Below are 15,258 nucleotides of genomic sequence, written 5' to 3'. Positions count from 1 at the left end.
ACCGACGCCGACCCGCCGCCCGTCACAGGGGCAGCGGGTCGGCGCCGTCCTCGCGGGAGCCGTACCCCCAGCGGAGCGCGATCAGCCCCGGCGCGAACCCCGAGCGCACGGTGGTGGCCGTGCGGTTCGCGGGAGGCAGCGGCACGATCTCCTCCTCGCCGCCGACCATCGTGACCTCTTCGATCCAGGTGGGCGACGGCGACCGCGCGAAGTCCACGTGCAGGAGCAGCTCGGGCGTGCGGTACATGCTCGCGTAGGTCACGAGCCGGTCGCGCGGGTAGGGGAGCGGGTAGTGCAGGGTGAACTCGATGAGCGCGGACTGCCGCTGCTCGGGCGGATCGTCGACGGCGAGGAGCATGCCGAACGCCATGCGGGAGGAGTGCGCGTGGCGCTGCACCACGCGGCACCCGGTCACCGCGGTCAGCTCGGGCCACACGTCGGTCGGCACCCCGGGAAGGTCGATGTACGGGATGAGGCCGGCTCGTCCGCTGGGGGGCCGGAGGATCGCGCGGTAGTGGATGGTGTCGACGAGGCCGTGCGCGTCGGTGGTGCAGACCGCGTGGACGGAGTGGGTGTTGAACGACGCCGCGGGGTCGATGCCGAGCGCGCGGAACGTGTCGAGGATCGGCCCCTCCCTCGTCCAGTCCTCGCAGGGTGCCCGCGGCTTGGGTGGACGTCCGGCGCGGCGGCTGTGTCCGATGCGTCGCTGCAGGGTGCCGCTGTCGAGCAGGAGCAGCGTCTCGAGCTCCTCGACCGCCGCGAGCGAGCAGACCCCCTCGGGTTGCCGCGTGCCGTTCTGCCAGCAGCTGAGGGTGGCGATCGAGACGGGGTTCCCGTGTCGTCGGAGCCGATCGCTCAGCTGCGCGAGGGACGTGCCGCGGGCCGCGATGGCCTCCCGCAGTGTCTCGGCGAACCCGGCGACGGGAGCGGGTGGCGACGGATCGAGGTGCATGAGGCCTCCTGATCGGGGGGTCGTCCCACCCATAACACCAGATCAGACATCAGATGTCGAGAGTTCGTTGCCGCATCCCGACCTGCGCGCCGCCGGCCGGGAGCGTCAGGTGGCGTTCCACAGGTCGCGGTAGTACGCCATCCGCTCCCGGTCGGGTTCGAGGCCGTACGCCTCGACGAGGGCGTCTTCCCACCCCGGGCCGTAGTTCCACCCGGTGCTCATGGCGGCCACGGCGATGTCGGCCCAACGGTCGGCGACGCCCAGCTGCGCGAGGTCCACGTGCGCGAGCCACCGGCCGTCCGCGCCGATCAGGGTGTTCGGGCAGCAGGCGTCGCCGTGGCTCACCACCGCGCGGTCGATCGGCGGCGGAGTGCGCAGCGACTCCGGCACCACGATGCCCCGGCGCTCCGCGTTCGCGATGCGCGACGGCACGCTCCACTCCCACGGGCACTCGGCCACGGGCAGCGCGTCGTGCAGCGCCCGCAGCGCCTCACCCACCGCACGCACGGCGGTCGCGGGCTCGGCCGTCCACCGGGGATCCACGGCGCTCAGGCCGTCGAGGGCCGCCGTCACCAGCCACTCGTGCGTCTCGTCCTCGCCGCTGTCCAGCACGGTCGGCGCGCTGATCCACCGCGCGGCCCAGCGCATTCGCTCGGCCTCGTCGCGCAGCGTGGACTCGAGGTTGCGCGGACCCCACTTGATGTAGAACGGCTCGCCGACGCCGGTCGCGCGGAACGTGAGACCGCCGTCGTCGTTCCGCCAGACGCAGACGAGGTCTGCTCCGCGGGACAGCTCGCGCACCCGGTCGGGGACGACGACGGACTCGGCGGGGATCGTCATGCTCCCATCCTGCCGGACGCGCGGACGCTCAGGGCCGACCGGTCGCGCGAGGAGCGGACGCCGTCTCCGGACGGGCGGTGTCGTAGGCTCGCCTCGACGCCGTCCCCTCACGCCCGGTCGCACCGGCACCACCGCGGCCCGGGTTCGTCCTGGAACCAGGAACCACCTAGGCTGGGACTGCGTTTCAGGCATGTCGCACGACGTTCGAAGGAGAACCTCACATGCAGATCAGCGGACAGGGCGCCCTCGTCACCGGAGGGGCGTCGGGCCTCGGGCTCGCCACCGCGCGTCGCCTCGCGGCGGCCGGAGCCCACGTCACGATCATCGACCTCCCCTCCTCGGCGGGTGCCGAGATCGCGGAAGAACTGGGCGGGATCTTCGTGCCCGCCGACGTCACGAGCGTCGACGAGGTCGCGGCCGCGGTCGCCGCCGCACAGGCCGCCGCCCCGCTGCGCGTGGTGATCAACTGCGCCGGTATCGCCCCGCCCGCCAAGGTGCTCGATCGCGAGGGCAACCCCGCGGTGCTCGCCGACTTCGAGCGGATCGTGCGCATCAACCTCGTCGGCACCTTCAACGTCATCTCGCAGGCCGCGGCCGTGATCGCGACGAACGAACTGCACGACGAGGAGCGCGGCGTCATCGTCAACACCGCCAGCGTCGCGGCGTTCGACGGTCAGATCGGGCAGCCCGCGTACTCCGCGTCGAAGGGCGGCGTGCACGCCATGACCCTCCCGATCGCACGCGAACTCGCCCGGCACGGCATCCGCGTGTGCACCATCGCCCCCGGCATCATGGAGACCCCGATGCTGATGGGGCTGCCGCAGGAGGCGCAGGACTCGCTCGGCCAGCAGGTGCCGTTCCCCGCCCGCCTCGGCCGACCGGACGAGTACGCCGCCCTCGCGCAGCAGATCGTCGAGAACGGCTACCTCAACGGCGAGACCATCCGCCTCGACGGCGCCATCCGCATGGCACCGCGCTGACCACCCGCCCCGAAGGAGAACCCATGTCACTCGCCGGCAAGACCATCCTCATGTCGGGCGGCAGCCGCGGCATCGGCCTCGCGATCGCGCTGCGCGCCGCCGCCGACGGCGCCAACATCGCCATGCTCGCCAAGACCGACACCCCGCATCCGAAGCTCGAGGGCACCGTGCACACCGCGGCCGAGCAGATCCGCGCGGCCGGCGGCCAGGCGCTGCCGATCGTCGGCGACGTGCGCGAGGACGACGACATCACCGAAGCGGTCATGAAGACGCAGGGTGAGTTCGGCGGCATCGATATCGTGATCAACAACGCCAGCGTGATCGACCTGTCGCGCTCGCTCGACCTCTCGGCGAAGAAGTACGACCTGATGCAGGACGTCAACGTGCGCGGGACGTTCATGCTGTCGCGGGCGGCCGTGCCGATCCTGAAGGACGCCGAGAACCCGCACATCCTGTCGCTCTCGCCGCCCCTGAACCCCAGCCCGAAGTGGCTCGGGGCGCACACGGGCTACACGCTCGCGAAGTTCGGCATGACCATGGTCACGCTCGGGCTCGCGGCCGAGTTCGCGCGCGACGGCATCGCCGCCAACACGCTGTGGCCCCGCACGACCATCGCGACCGCCGCCGTGCAGAACCTCCTCGGGGGCGACAGGGTGATGGCCGCGAGCCGCACGGCCGACATCTACGCCGACGCCGCCTACGCGGTGCTGTGCCGGCCGGCCGCGACCACCACGGGGCAGTCGCTCATCGTGGAGGACGTGCTGGAGGCCGAGGGCGTGACCGACTTCTCGCGCTACGCCGCCGTGCCCGGCACCCCCGACAGCGCCCTGTTCCCGGACATCTTCCTCGACTGACCCGGTCCGCGGGGGATCAGAAGAGCAGGTAGAGCGCGCCGAGGATCGTGAGCGCGATCACGATGCGGTCGAACACCCGTTGATCGAGCCGTCGTGCCACGCGCAGTCCGAGGAGGGCGCCGAGCACCACCAGCGGCGCGAGCAGCGCGTCCGTCAGCAGCACCGGCGCGGTGAACAGTCCGATGCCGGCGAGGAACGGCACCTTGATCACGTTGATGATCGCGAAGAACCAGGCCGAGGTGCCCAGGAACACCTGGACCGGGGTGCGCGTCGCCAGGAAGTACATCGACATCACGGGTCCGCCGGCGTTGGCGACCATCGTCGTGAAGCCGCCCAGGGTGCCGTAGGCGCCGGCGAGCACGAGTCCGCCGCGGGGCGTGACCGTCGTCTCGACGCGCGACTGCCGCCATCGTCGCCACAGGGTGACGGCGATCATCAGCAGCAGGATCACGCCGATCGCGCGCCGCACCACGTCGTCGCCCGTCAGGGCGAGGAAGGCGAAGCCGAGCAGCAGTCCGGCGATGACGGCGGGGGCGAGTCGCAGCAGTGTCGGCCAGTGGGCGTGCCGACGGTAGGCGAGGAGCGCGAACACGTCGCCCACCATGAGCAGCAGCAGCGTGGCCGCGGTCGAGGTGCGGGCGGGCAGCACCGCGGCGAACAGCGCGATCGCGAGGATGCTGCCGCCGGGCAGTGCGGTCTTGGAGATGCCGATCACGACCGCGGCCAGGCCGAGCGCCGCCCAGGCCCACGCGTCGAGCGCCATCACCGGCGCAGCTCGTCCGCGATGTCTTCGAAGCCGCGGGCGGTCGCGAGGTCGAGCGGCAGCACGCCGTCGCCGTCGCGGATGGTCGGGTCGGCGCCGCCGTCGAGCAGGGCGCGCACCACGGCGACGTAGCGCCCCGAGCCGTCACCGAGCACGATCGCCTCGTGCAGCGCCGTCCACCCCAGGTTGTTCACGTGGTCGGGGTCGGCGCCCGCATCGAGCAGGATCTGCACGGTGTCGAGCAGTCCGCGCTCCGACGCGGGGATGAGGGCGGTGCCGCCGAAGCGGTTGGTGCTGGTCAGGTCGGCGCCGTTGTCGAGGGTGAGGCGCAGGATCTCGTCGTGACCGCGGGCACCCGCGTACAGATAGGCCGAGTCCTGGATGTCGTCTTTCGCATTCACGTCGGCACCCGCGGAGATCAGCGCGCGGGCGGCCTCGACGTGGTTCGCCTTGGTGGCCGCGACCAGTGCGGTCATGCCGCCCTCGCCGCGGGCCTCGATGTCGGCACCGGCGTCGAGCGCAACCCGGACGTCGGCGGCGTCACCGCGGGCGGCGGCGTCGAGCAGGGCGGACGTGGCGTCGCGCGGGGCGGGCGTGGTATCGGTCATCGGAGCCTCCGTGGTGGGTGCGGTCGGGTGCGTGGCGGTGGTCGCCGTGCACGCCGAGGTGAGCAGGGCGACCCCCGCGAGGGCCGCCCAGAGCACGCCCCGCCGCATCCGCATACCTCTGGTATACCAAACGGCCCGGAGGCGGGGGAGCGTCAGTCCCGGACGGAGGCGAGCGCGGCGGCGAACCGGGCGGCGCGCTGCTCCAGGTCGGCCCAGTCGGACGCCGCGATCGAGGCGCCGTTGGCGAGGTCGCCGCCGGCGCCCACCGCGACTGCGCCCGCGGCGTACCAGTCGGCGAGGTTGTCGGGCTTGACGCCGCCGGTGGGCATGAGCGGGGCGTCGGGGAACGGGCCGCGGAGAGCGCCGAGGTAGGCCGGGCCGCCGAGCGAGGCGGGGAAGATCTTCACGACGTCGACGCCGAGCTCCAGCGCGCCCATGACCTCGGTGGGCGTGAGGGCGCCGGTCATCACGACGCGGCCGGTGTCGAGCATCGCGCGGGTGAGGGCCGGGAGCGTACCGGGGCTCACCAGGAACTCGGCCCCGGCGTCGGCGGCCTGTGCGGCCTGTGCGGGGGTCGTCACGGTTCCGGCGCCGATGTAGGCGGCGTCACCGTGGCGGGCGATCAGCTCGCGGATCACGGCCGGGGCGTCGGGCGTGGAGTAGGTGACCTCGATGCCGGTCACTCCACCCCGGATGATCGCCTCCGAGGCCTCCAGGGCGAGTTCGGGCGAGGGGGCGCGGAGGACGGCGAGGACGCCGGTGGTGCGGGCGCGGGCGAGACGGTCGGACATGGCGCTCCTTGATCGAGGGATGCGTCCATTCTTCCGCACCACAACTTGTCATTACAAGTTGTGCTACTTGGCGACGAGCGTCGTCTCGAAGCTGTAGAGGTCGGGGCGGTAGCAGTGGTGGCCGAACTCGATCGCGGCGCCGGACTGGTCGAACGAGATGCGCTCCATTGTGAGCACGGGGCCGCCCGCCTCGATCTCCAGCAGCTCCGGCTCGTCGTCTTCCGCGCGGCGGGCGCCGATCTTCTGCTTCGCGATGCGGATCGCGACGCCCCGGGCGCGGAGCACCTGATAGAGGCCGCGCGACTCCAGCTGCTCGGTCGAGATGTCGGCCAGCTCGCGCGGGAGGTAGTTCTCGAGCACCGCGACCGCGACGCCGTCGGTGCTTCGTCTGCGGCGCAGATGCAGCACCTCGGTGCCCGGCTCGAGCCCGAGCGCGAGGGCCACCTCGTCGGTCGCGGGGATGATCTCGTGGGTCAGCACCTGCGTGCCCGGCTCGTGGTTCGCGCTCTGCAGGTCTTCGTACAGGCTGGTCAGCTCGACCTGCCGCGTGACCGAGCCCTGCACCACCTGGGTGCCGATGCCGCGGCGGCGCACGAGCAGGCCCTTGTCGACGAGCTCCTGGATGGCGCGGCGGATCGTGGGGCGGGAGAGTCCGAGCTGCTCCGCGATCGAGACCTCGTTCTCCAGGCGGGCGCCCGCGGGGATCGCGCCGGACTGGATCGCGCTCTGGAGTCGTGTGGACACCTGGAAGTAGAGCGGGACGGGCCCCGTGCGGTCGATGTCCGCGAAGAGCTCGTGGGGCCAGGGGGTGACGACATCGGCCATGGATGCTCCGCTCTGGGTTGGGGAGTCACATTGTAGCGACAATCATACGAGCGACTCCAGACGGCGTCGAGGCGCAGTATTCCGCGGATCCCGGCCGCGCCCGCGCACGACGGCGCCGCGGGTGAGCTCCGGGATGCTTAAAGTGCTATTGTGCTGACATGACGGGAGCAGCGTGAGCTTCGGGTGGGATCCCCACCTGCTCGTCGAGCTCGGGCTCCTCGGGCTGGCGTTCGTGCTCTCGCTGGCCGTGGGTGTCGAGCGCTCCCGCAAGCAGAAGAACGCCGGGCTGCGCACGCACGTGCTGGTGGGCCTGGGCTCGGCCATCTTCACCCTCATCTCGGCCTACGGCTTCGAGGGCGTGCTCGGGCCGGAGGTGGCCGTCGATCCCTCGCGCATCGCGGCGCAGGTGGTGTCGGGGATCGGGTTCCTCGGCGCCGGCGTGATCTTCGTGCGCAACAACGCCGTGTCCGGGCTCACCTCGGCCGCGACCATCTGGGTGGTCGCGGCGATCGGCATGGCCTGCGGGGCGAACATGCCCCTGCTCGCGATCGCGGGCACGGGTCTTCATCTCCTCACGGTCGGCCCGCTGTCGCGGCTGCGCGACCGCGTGCGCCCCGAGCCCGAGCGCCTGCGCGTGACCCTGCAGTACGAGGCCGACCGCGGCGCGCTGCGCGAGGTGCTGGCGGCGGCCGAGCGGCGGGGGCTGCCCGCCACACTGCTCGGTGCCGCGCGGATCCACGGTGAGGCGGACATGCGGGCGACGCTCGAGTTCGCGGAGGCCGAGCCGGGGTCGCGCTCCGAGCTGATCGACGCGATCGCCCGCCTCGACGGGGTGCGCTCGGTCGTGGTGCAGGGGTTCTCGGAGGACGATTGATGCATATGTCATGACCTGCTAACATTCGAGACGAACCCAGGGTTCGACCATTCAATGGAGAAAGGACAACGCGTGATCCGCATCGCGAACGCGCCGGTGAGCTACGGAGTCTTCGAACTCGCTCGACCGGACCTCGTGGCCCTCCCCGACGGGGAGCAGCTCGCCCGCTGGATCAGCGAAGCCGGATACCAGGGCATCGACCTGGGCCCCGTCGGTCTCCTCGGCCAGGGCGCCGAGCTCGACGAGCGCCTCTCCCGCCACGGCCTCGACCTCGCCGGCGGCTGGGTCGACCTGCCGTTCGCGGGCGAGGACGAGGAGTTCGCCGCCGCGCTGGCAGGCCTCGACCGCACGCTCGACGTGTTCGTCACCGCCGCCGAGCGCGGCCAGGACCTCGCACCGCTGCCCACCCTCGCCGACTCCGGCAGCCCCGCCCGCAAGGCCCGCCCGGGCGGCGCCCCCGAGCTCACGCTCCGCGGTGCCGCGTGGGAACGGTTCGCCGACCGGGTGAACCGCGCCGCCGCGCGCGTGCGCGACCGGGGCCTCGAGCCCACCTTCCACCACCACGCGTGCACGCACGTCGAGACGCCGGAGGAGATCGACGCGCTGCTCGCCTCCACCGACGTCGACCTCACGTTCGACTCCGGTCACCTGCTGATCGGCGGCGGCGACCCCCTGCCCGACTACCGGCGCTGGCGCGAGCGGATCAACCACCTGCACCTGAAGGACGCCCGCACCGCCCTGCTGCACGACGCCCTGGCCGCCGACGACCCCATGCGCTCGGTGTGGGAGAAGCGCGTGTTCGTACCCCTCGGGGAGGGCGACCTCGCCGTCGACGCCCTGCTCGACGAGATCGTCGCGAGCGGGTACTCCGGATGGCTGATCGTCGAGCAGGACGTGGTGCCGCGCTCGACCGCCGACGTGGAGCGCGCCGTGGCCGAGCAGGCCGCCAACCGCGAGGCCCTGCAGCGGTGGTTCGCATGAGCGCCGCCGTCACCCGCGTCGCCGTGATCGGACTCGGCGCGATCAGCCAGAGCGTGCACCTGCCGCTGCTGCGCCGCAACGCCGAGGCCTTCGCGATCGCCGCGCTCGTCGACCTGTCCGCCGCGCGCACCGCCGACATGGGCGCCCGCTACGGTGTGCCGTCCGCCCGGCAGTTCACCTCGGTCGACGAGCTCGTGGCCGCGACGGCCGCCGGCGACCTCGAGGTGGACGCCGCCATCCTCGCCACCACCGGCTCGCACGCGGGAGACACCCTGCGGCTCGTGCGGGCGGGCATCCGGGTGCTCGCCGAGAAGCCGCTCGCCTACTCGCTCGCCGAGCTGGACGAGCTCACGGCGTACGGGCGCGAGGCCGGCCTCGACCTGCGCGACTGGGTGCGCGTCGGCTACATGAAGGAGTACGACACCGCGTCGCTGCGCGCGAAGGAACTGCTCGCCGACGTGACCCTGCGCGCGATCGACGTGCAGGTCATGCACCCGCTCGACGGCTCGCAGCTCGCCTACGCGCGGCTCGCCGCTCCCACGGGCGACGTGCCCCGCGACACCATCGAGCCCCTGATCGCCGCCACAGCCGCCATCGTCGACGGTGCCGTCGGGTCAGACCTCCCCGTCGACCTCCGCACGCTGTACACCAACGTCGTGCTCGGCTCGATCGTGCACGACGTGGGGCTGCTCCGGTCGCTCGTCGGCGGCCTCGGCGAGGTCGCGTTCGCGCAGCACTGGGGCCCGAAGATGCCGGGCTCCGTGCACGTGCGCGGCACCCTCGCCCGCGACGAGACGCCGTGGACCGTCGACTGGCACTACATCGACGGCTACCCCGACTACCAGGAGACCGTCACGTTCCACCACGAGGCCGGATCGATCGAGCTCGTGTTCGGCGTGCCCTACGTGACGAACCTCCCCACCATCCTCCGCGTGACCGAGAGTCACCCGGAGCTCGGCATCCGCGTGAGCGAATCGCGGTGGATGCAACAGGAAGCATTCGAGAACGAGCTGTACGCGCTCGCGGCCCTGGTCCGCGGCGAACGCCCCGACGGGGCGAGCGTCGAGGAGTCGGTCGCCGACGTGCGCGTCGGGCAGCGGATCATCCGCGCGCTCGCGGTCTCGAAGGGCCACGCGCTCGACCCGAGCGCCGAAGCCGCGCAGTAGCCATCCCGCAACACCCGAATCCGAGCGCCACCGCTCGGCGATCAACGACAAGAAAGGTCGGAAATGGTCACGCAAGGAAAGCGCCGCCTGCTCGCGGCGTTCGCCCTCACCACCGTCGGTGCGGTCGTGCTGGCCGGCTGCTCCGGAGGATCGGAGCCCGAGGCCGAGGAGTCGACGGGGCCCGTCACCCTGACGCTCACCACCAACTCCATCACGGGAGGCAAGAACGCCGCCGAGGCCGACTGGATCGCGGACTGGGTCGTCCCCGAGTTCGAGAAGGCCATGGAGGAGGACGGCAAGGACGTCACCGTCGAGTTCCAGCCGCAGGGCGTCGACGACGAGGACTACAAGACGAAGATCGCCCTCGACCTGCAGTCCGGCAAGGGCGCCGACATCATCGGCATGGACGGCATCTGGGTCGGCGAGTTCGCCGAGGCCGGCTACATCAAGCCGCTCGCCGAGGTCGGCGGCGACGCCGTGGACGACTGGGACGGCTGGGGACAGATCCCCGACGCCGTGCAGAGCGCGCTGTCGTTCGACGGCGACCGCTACGGGGTGCCCCAGGGCGCGGACGGCCGGGTGCTCTACTACAACAAGGACCTGTTCGCGCAGGCCGGCCTCGACGAGGACTGGGCGCCGGAGAGCTGGGACGACATCCTCGATGCCGCGAAGGACCTCAAGAAGATCGAGGGCGTGACCCCGATCCAGCTCAACGCCGGTACCGCGATGGGCGAGGCCACGACCATGCAGGGCCTGCTCCCGATGCTCGTCGGCACCGGCGAGCAGGTGTACGAGGACGGCAAGTGGATCGGCGCCACCGACGGCATGCAGGAGGTGCTCGACCTCTACAAGACGATCTACGTCGATGAGGGCCTGGGCGACCCCGTGCTGCAGCAGGAGGCCTCCGGCCGCGACACGTCGTTCCAGCTGTTCGCCGAGGGCAAGATCGGCATCCTCCTGGAGGGCGACTACTTCTGGCGCTCCGTGATCAACCCCGCGGAGGGTGTGGGCACCGCGCCCATGGCCAACCGCGACGAGGTCGTCGGCTACGCCAAGATCCCCGCGGTCGAGCCCGGCGAGGGCATCAAGGGCCAGGACTTCGTGTCGATGTCGGGCGGCACCGGCCGCGTGCTCAACCCGAACTCGAAGCACGCCGAGCTGGCGTGGGAGCTGCTCGCGTTCATGAACTCGCCCGAGGCATACGAGGCCCGTGCCGCCGGCACGCTCGCGATCTCGCCGCGTGACGACGTGAACGAGAAGCTGCTGTCGTCCGACCCGATGCTGACGTTCGTGAGCCAGGAGGTGCTGCCGATCACGGCGTACCGCCCCGGTCTCGCCGCGTACCCGCAGGTGTCGGTGCTGCTGCAGCAGGCCACGCTCGACGTCGCCACCGGAACGTCGGTCGACGATGCGCTGAAGACCTACGTCCGTGGTCTCGAAGGCGTCGTGGGACCGGACGCGATCTCCGAGTGACCATGACGAATGCAACGATGCCGGCGGGGAGCGTCCGCGCTCCCCGCCGGCGCCGCGCGGAGGACGTCGCCGGTCTGGGGCGCGCCAGGGCGACGCTGTTCGCGGCCCCCGGGCTCCTCCTGATCGGCCTGTTCCTCCTCTTCCCCGCGATCTGGACCGTCTACCTGGGGATGACGAACTACCGGCTCACCGGCTTCGCGGCCGCCAACCCGCAGTTCGTCGGCCTGGACAACTTCTCCACCGCGCTGAACGACCCGCGGTTCTGGAACTCCCTGTGGCTCACGCTCGTGTTCGTGCTCGTCTCGGGCATCATCGGGCAGACCGTGCTCGGATTCGCGCTGGCGTGGATGCTGCGCAACGTCCGTCCCGGCGTCAAGACCTTCATCGAGACGCTCGTGCTCGCGGCCTGGGTCATCCCGGCCTCGGTCGCCTCGTTCCTGTGGCTCGCCCTGCTCGACCGCCGCACCGGCACGCTCAACGCCCTGCTCGGCACCGAGGGTGCCGCCTGGCTGATCGAGCATCCGATGGAGTGCATCATCATCTTCAACATCTGGGTCGGGACCGCGTTCTCGATGCAGCTGTTCTCGTCCGCCATCAGCGCCGTGCCGCCGTCGCAGCTGGAGAGCGCCCGCATGGTCGGCGCCAACACGTGGCAGCAGCTGCGCGACGTGATCCTGCCCAACATCAAGGGGCACCTGCTCACCAACACGCTGCTGATCACGCTGTGGACGTTCAACACGTTCACGCCGTACCTGCTGACCGCGGGCGGCCCCAACGGGCAGACCGACATCCTCTCGGTGTACATCTACCAGACCGCGATCCCGGGCGGACAGCTCGGCCTCGGTGCGGCGATCTCGCTCATCATGCTCCTGATCAACCTCGTGATCGCGCTGATGTACACGCGCGTCTCCCGGGGTGCGAATCCGAAGAAGAAGAAGGTGCGCTCATGATGTCGACCATCAAGACCGTCGCGCGCGACCGGTCCGTGACCCACTTCGTCTCGCGGATCCTGTTCACGCTCGTGCTCGTGATCGTGTCGCTGTTCTTCGCGCTGCCGATGGTCTGGCTGATCCTCGCACCGTTCGACGCGACCCCGTCGCTGACCGTGTCGTGGCCGGACTGGACGCTCGACAACTTCGCGCGCCTGGCGGAGAACCCCTACGCGCTGAAGTCGATCCTGAACTCGCTGATCCTCGGCGTGGGCACGATGGCGCTGGTGATCGTGCTGGGCGCGCTGGCGTCGTACGCCATGAGCCGCATCAACATCCCCGGCCGCGACGGCATCCTCTACGGGCTGCTGCTGCTGTCGTCGATCGTGACGGGGACCGCGGCCATGGTGCCCACGTTCCAGCTCATCAACCAGCTGCAGCTCATCAACACGCACGTCGGGGTGATCCTCGTGCTCGCCGGCGGCATCCTGCCCACCGTGATCTTCATCCTCAAGGACTTCATGGACTCGATCCCGAAGTCGTACGAGGAGTCGGCGCGACTCTACGGCGCAGGGCCCTTCCGCATCCTGAAGGACGTGGTCGTGCCGATCGCCCGACCCGGGCTCGCGTTCATCGCGATCTGGACCATCGTGCAGGTGTGGGGCAACTTCCTCGTCCCGTTCCTGCTGCTGCGCACGCCCGACATGCAGCCGGCCGCCGTGCTCATGTACACGTTCTACACCGAGAGCGGCCAGGCCGACCTGCGGCTCATCTCCGCGTTCTCGCTGGTCTTCTCGGTGCCCGTCCTCCTCATCTACTTCTTCGTCAACCGCCGCTACGGCTTCCGCTTCCACGGAGGGATCAAGTCCTGATGGCCGCCATCACTGCAACCCAACTCGTCAAGGAGTACCCCGGCGGGGTGCGCGGCGTCGACAGCGTCGACGTCGAGATCGCCGACGGCGAGTTCTTCGCCCTCCTCGGTCCCTCCGGCTGCGGCAAGACCACGCTGCTCCGCTCGATCGCCGGCCTGGAGAGCATCACGTCCGGCCGCCTCACCATCGGCGACAAGGACGTCACGAACGCCGAGCCGGGTGAGCGCGGCGTGGCCATGGTGTTCCAGGACTACGCGCTGTTCCCGCACATGGACGTGGCCGACAACATCGCCTACCCGCTGCGCATCCGCCGCGTCGCGAAGAACGAGCGCCGCACCACGGCCGAGTCGGTCGCGAACGGCCTGTCGCTGAACGGCCTCATCGAGCGTCGCCCCGGCCAGCTCTCGGGCGGGCAGCAGCAGCGCGTGGCCCTCGCCCGCGCGGTCGCCACGCGGCCCGACGTGCTGCTCCTGGACGAGCCGCTGTCGAACCTCGACGCCCGGCTGCGGCTCGAGGCGCGCACGTTCCTCAAGGAGCTGCAGCGCGACCTCGGCGTGACCACCGTGTTCGTGACGCACGACCAGGCCGAGGCGCTCGCGCTCGCCGACCGGATCGCGGTCATGAAGGCCGGGAAGCTGCAGCAGATCGGCTCGCCGCGGGAGATCTTCCACCGCCCCAACAACACGTTCGTCGCGGGGTTCATCGGCTCCGTGCCCATGAACCTGCTGGAGACCACGGTCACCGGCGGCCACGTGCGCATCGGCGACACCGACGTGCCCGTGCCCGCCGAGGCTGCCGCGGACGTGCGCGACGGGCAGGCCGTGAGCTGGGGCATCCGCCCGGAGTACGTGCGCTGGTCGACCGAGCCCGTCGCCGACGGCATCGCCGCAGAGGTCGTGGTGACCGAGACCCTCGGTGCGACCAGCCTCGTGCTGGTGAGCTCCGTCGACCACAAGCTGCAGGTCGTCGTGCCCGAGGAGCTCGAGCCGCAGCCGGGCGACCGCGGCTGGATCGTGCCGCAGCGCAACCGCGCCCTGCTGTTCGACACCGAGACCACCGAGCGGATCGGCTGATGGCCGCGATCCGCACCACCCTGCGCCTCACGCACGAGATCCAGAACGCGGACCGTTACGTGCGCGTGCCGTTCGAGGTGCCGCCCGGCACGGACTCGCTCGAGGTGCGCCTGTCGTACGACACCGAGGCGGCCGTGATCGACCTCGGCTGCGAGGGTGCGGCGGGGTGGCGCGGATGGTCGGGCGGCTCGCGGCAGGACTTCGTGATCCGCGCCGACGACGCCACGCCCGGCTACCTCCCCGGTCGCCCGGAGGAGGGGGAGTGGCACGTGATCCTCGGCGTGCACCGGCTCCCCGCGGGCGGGACCGACGCGACCGTCGAGGTGCTGCTCCCCGCGGAGTCGGGCATCGACCACGGCCCGGTGCCCGCGCGGATCGACGGGGTGCCCCGGGGGAGCAGCCGCGAGCTGCCCGCGGACGCCGGACTGCGGTGGTACGCGGGTGACTTCCACGCGCACACCCTGCACTCCGACGGGCACGAGAGCATCGCGGGGCTCGCGTCGCTCGGGGTGCGGGCGGGCCTGGACTTCCTGTCCGTGACCGACCACAACACCACCAGCCACCACGCGCACCTCCCGGTCGTGGGTGCGCAGCAGGGCATCACGCTGCTGCCCGGCCAGGAGGTCACGACCCACCGCGGTCACGCGAACGCGTTCGGCGACATCGGCTGGATCGACTTCCGCCGTCCGGCCCAGGAGTGGGTCGACGAGGTCGAGCGCCGTGGCGGTGTCCTCAGCGTGAACCACCCGATCTCGGGCGACTGCTCGTGGCTGCACCCGCTGGAGCGCACGCCCCGGGCGATCGAGCTGTGGCACTCCACCTGGTACCGCGAGCTGATCGCCACCTCGCCCCTCGCGTTCCACGAGCACTGGGACAGGGGGGCCGTGCTGCTGGGAGGCGCCGACTTCCACATGCGGAGTCAGGGTGTCGGCCCGGGCACGCCCACCACGTGGGTCGCGGCGGAGGACGACTCGGCCGAGGCGATCCTCGCCGGGGTCGCCGCCGGCCGCACCGCGATCATGGGCGGCGTCGCCGTGCGCGACGGCCTCACCGTGCCCGAGCTGTTCACCGCGCCCGTGCTGCTGCGCGTGGACGGCGACCTGCTCGCGATCGACGCCGACGGGCTCATCCTCGTCGACGGTGCGGGCGAGCGTCGTGCCGTGCACGGCGACCGCGCCTCCTTCTCCGGCGATCCCGCCGCCGGCCCGTACTACCTGCTGCACCCCGACCGCAGCATCGCCGCCCTGTGCGCCTGAGCGCCGCCCGAACCCCCCGAG

At 71.3% G+C, this 15,258-nt stretch carries 16 protein-coding genes; 10 read left to right on the top strand and 6 right to left on the bottom strand.

Features of this window, described 5'->3' with window-relative positions; translation table 11 throughout:
• Positions 1–22: 22 nt before the first annotated feature.
• Complete coding sequence (locus tag ACWH95_RS03285) at positions 23–952, bottom strand: helix-turn-helix domain-containing protein (RefSeq protein ID WP_136033351.1); 930 nt, start codon at positions 950–952, stop codon at positions 23–25.
• A gap of 105 nt (positions 953–1,057) precedes the next feature.
• Positions 1,058–1,792, bottom strand: a complete 735-nt coding sequence (locus ACWH95_RS03280; protein ID WP_206252509.1) for an aminoglycoside 3'-phosphotransferase — start codon at positions 1,790–1,792, stop codon at positions 1,058–1,060.
• Positions 1,793–2,013: 221 nt separating this feature from the next.
• Between ACWH95_RS03280 and ACWH95_RS03275 the strand changes: the two genes are divergently transcribed.
• The gene (locus ACWH95_RS03275) at positions 2,014–2,772 is read left to right on the top strand and encodes an SDR family NAD(P)-dependent oxidoreductase (protein WP_454120158.1); all 759 of its coding nucleotides are present in this window, start codon (positions 2,014–2,016) and stop codon (positions 2,770–2,772) included.
• 23 nt (positions 2,773–2,795) lie between these two features.
• Entirely contained in the window at positions 2,796–3,626 is an 831-nt protein-coding gene (locus tag ACWH95_RS03270) for an SDR family oxidoreductase (protein ID WP_136033357.1), read from the top strand.
• A 16-nt stretch (positions 3,627–3,642) separates the two neighbouring features.
• Here the strand turns inward: ACWH95_RS03270 and ACWH95_RS03265 are convergent, their stop codons facing one another.
• The 4 genes from ACWH95_RS03265 to ACWH95_RS03250 all read right to left on the bottom strand — a co-directional run bounded on the left by ACWH95_RS03265 (position 3,643) and on the right by ACWH95_RS03250 (position 6,613).
• A complete protein-coding gene (locus ACWH95_RS03265; protein ID WP_372490548.1) occupies positions 3,643–4,392 on the bottom strand; it encodes a sulfite exporter TauE/SafE family protein in 750 nt (249 codons plus the stop codon).
• Positions 4,389–5,111: an ankyrin repeat domain-containing protein gene (locus ACWH95_RS03260; RefSeq protein WP_454120157.1), complete on the bottom strand. Its 723-nt coding sequence runs from the start codon at positions 5,109–5,111 to the stop codon at positions 4,389–4,391. The genes ACWH95_RS03265 and ACWH95_RS03260 overlap by 4 nt, the downstream gene beginning before the upstream one ends.
• Positions 5,112–5,149: 38 nt before the next feature.
• Positions 5,150–5,788, bottom strand: a complete 639-nt coding sequence (locus tag ACWH95_RS03255; RefSeq protein ID WP_366626490.1) for a bifunctional 4-hydroxy-2-oxoglutarate aldolase/2-dehydro-3-deoxy-phosphogluconate aldolase — start codon at positions 5,786–5,788, stop codon at positions 5,150–5,152.
• A 63-nt stretch (positions 5,789–5,851) separates the two neighbouring features.
• Positions 5,852–6,613 (bottom strand): GntR family transcriptional regulator, encoded by a 762-nt coding sequence (locus ACWH95_RS03250; RefSeq protein ID WP_136033361.1) that lies wholly within the window; start codon positions 6,611–6,613, stop codon positions 5,852–5,854.
• A 172-nt stretch (positions 6,614–6,785) separates the two neighbouring features.
• Here ACWH95_RS03250 and ACWH95_RS03245 point away from each other — a divergent pair, with 172 nt between their 5' ends.
• The 8 genes from ACWH95_RS03245 to ACWH95_RS03210 all read left to right on the top strand — a co-directional run bounded on the left by ACWH95_RS03245 (position 6,786) and on the right by ACWH95_RS03210 (position 15,237).
• Positions 6,786–7,487: an MgtC/SapB family protein gene (locus ACWH95_RS03245; protein WP_136033363.1), complete on the top strand. Its 702-nt coding sequence runs from the start codon at positions 6,786–6,788 to the stop codon at positions 7,485–7,487.
• A 72-nt stretch (positions 7,488–7,559) separates the two neighbouring features.
• Positions 7,560–8,468 carry a sugar phosphate isomerase/epimerase family protein gene (locus tag ACWH95_RS03240; RefSeq protein WP_454120155.1) on the top strand — a complete coding sequence of 303 codons (909 nt, stop codon included), beginning with the start codon at positions 7,560–7,562 and terminating at the stop codon, positions 8,466–8,468.
• Positions 8,465–9,634 (top strand): Gfo/Idh/MocA family protein, encoded by a 1,170-nt coding sequence (locus ACWH95_RS03235; protein WP_454120154.1) that lies wholly within the window; start codon positions 8,465–8,467, stop codon positions 9,632–9,634. Before ACWH95_RS03240 ends, ACWH95_RS03235 begins: the two co-directional genes overlap by 4 nt.
• Before the next feature lie 63 nt (positions 9,635–9,697).
• A complete protein-coding gene (locus tag ACWH95_RS03230; RefSeq protein ID WP_136033371.1) occupies positions 9,698–11,107 on the top strand; it encodes an extracellular solute-binding protein in 1,410 nt (469 codons plus the stop codon).
• A gap of 2 nt (positions 11,108–11,109) precedes the next feature.
• The gene (locus tag ACWH95_RS03225; RefSeq protein ID WP_240744632.1) at positions 11,110–12,057 is read left to right on the top strand and encodes a carbohydrate ABC transporter permease; all 948 of its coding nucleotides are present in this window, start codon (positions 11,110–11,112) and stop codon (positions 12,055–12,057) included.
• Entirely contained in the window at positions 12,054–12,908 is an 855-nt protein-coding gene (locus tag ACWH95_RS03220) for a carbohydrate ABC transporter permease (protein ID WP_205812745.1), read from the top strand. The genes ACWH95_RS03225 and ACWH95_RS03220 overlap by 4 nt, the downstream gene beginning before the upstream one ends.
• Positions 12,908–13,981 (top strand): ABC transporter ATP-binding protein, encoded by a 1,074-nt coding sequence (locus ACWH95_RS03215; RefSeq protein WP_454120153.1) that lies wholly within the window; start codon positions 12,908–12,910, stop codon positions 13,979–13,981. The genes ACWH95_RS03220 and ACWH95_RS03215 overlap by 1 nt, the downstream gene beginning before the upstream one ends.
• Positions 13,981–15,237, top strand: a complete 1,257-nt coding sequence (locus tag ACWH95_RS03210) for a CehA/McbA family metallohydrolase (RefSeq protein ID WP_454120152.1) — start codon at positions 13,981–13,983, stop codon at positions 15,235–15,237. Before ACWH95_RS03215 ends, ACWH95_RS03210 begins: the two co-directional genes overlap by 1 nt.
• Positions 15,238–15,258: the final 21 nt, after the last annotated feature.

This window comes from Microbacterium sp. NPDC055502, from assembly GCF_053643635.1.
This window is presented reverse-complemented; position numbering and strand designations above follow the sequence as displayed.

What these genes read in the sequence shown, in the direction of transcription:
- ACWH95_RS03285 (WP_136033351.1), bottom strand. Translation starts at nt 952, where the DNA reads ATGCACCTCGATCCGTCGCCACCCGCTCCCGTCGCCGGGTTCGCCGAG.
- ACWH95_RS03280 (WP_206252509.1), bottom strand. Translation starts at nt 1,792, where the DNA reads ATGACGATCCCCGCCGAGTCCGTCGTCGTCCCCGACCGGGTGCGCGAG.
- ACWH95_RS03275 (WP_454120158.1), top strand. Translation starts at nt 2,014, where the DNA reads ATGCAGATCAGCGGACAGGGCGCCCTCGTCACCGGAGGGGCGTCGGGC.
- ACWH95_RS03270 (WP_136033357.1), top strand. Translation starts at nt 2,796, where the DNA reads ATGTCACTCGCCGGCAAGACCATCCTCATGTCGGGCGGCAGCCGCGGC.
- ACWH95_RS03260 (WP_454120157.1), bottom strand. Translation starts at nt 5,111, where the DNA reads ATGCGGATGCGGCGGGGCGTGCTCTGGGCGGCCCTCGCGGGGGTCGCC.
- ACWH95_RS03255 (WP_366626490.1), bottom strand. Translation starts at nt 5,788, where the DNA reads ATGTCCGACCGTCTCGCCCGCGCCCGCACCACCGGCGTCCTCGCCGTC.
- ACWH95_RS03250 (WP_136033361.1), bottom strand. Translation starts at nt 6,613, where the DNA reads ATGGCCGATGTCGTCACCCCCTGGCCCCACGAGCTCTTCGCGGACATC.
- ACWH95_RS03235 (WP_454120154.1), top strand. Translation starts at nt 8,465, where the DNA reads ATGAGCGCCGCCGTCACCCGCGTCGCCGTGATCGGACTCGGCGCGATC.
- ACWH95_RS03230 (WP_136033371.1), top strand. Translation starts at nt 9,698, where the DNA reads ATGGTCACGCAAGGAAAGCGCCGCCTGCTCGCGGCGTTCGCCCTCACC.
- ACWH95_RS03225 (WP_240744632.1), top strand. Translation starts at nt 11,110, where the DNA reads ATGACGAATGCAACGATGCCGGCGGGGAGCGTCCGCGCTCCCCGCCGG.
- ACWH95_RS03220 (WP_205812745.1), top strand. Translation starts at nt 12,054, where the DNA reads ATGATGTCGACCATCAAGACCGTCGCGCGCGACCGGTCCGTGACCCAC.
- ACWH95_RS03215 (WP_454120153.1), top strand. Translation starts at nt 12,908, where the DNA reads ATGGCCGCCATCACTGCAACCCAACTCGTCAAGGAGTACCCCGGCGGG.
- ACWH95_RS03210 (WP_454120152.1), top strand. Translation starts at nt 13,981, where the DNA reads ATGGCCGCGATCCGCACCACCCTGCGCCTCACGCACGAGATCCAGAAC.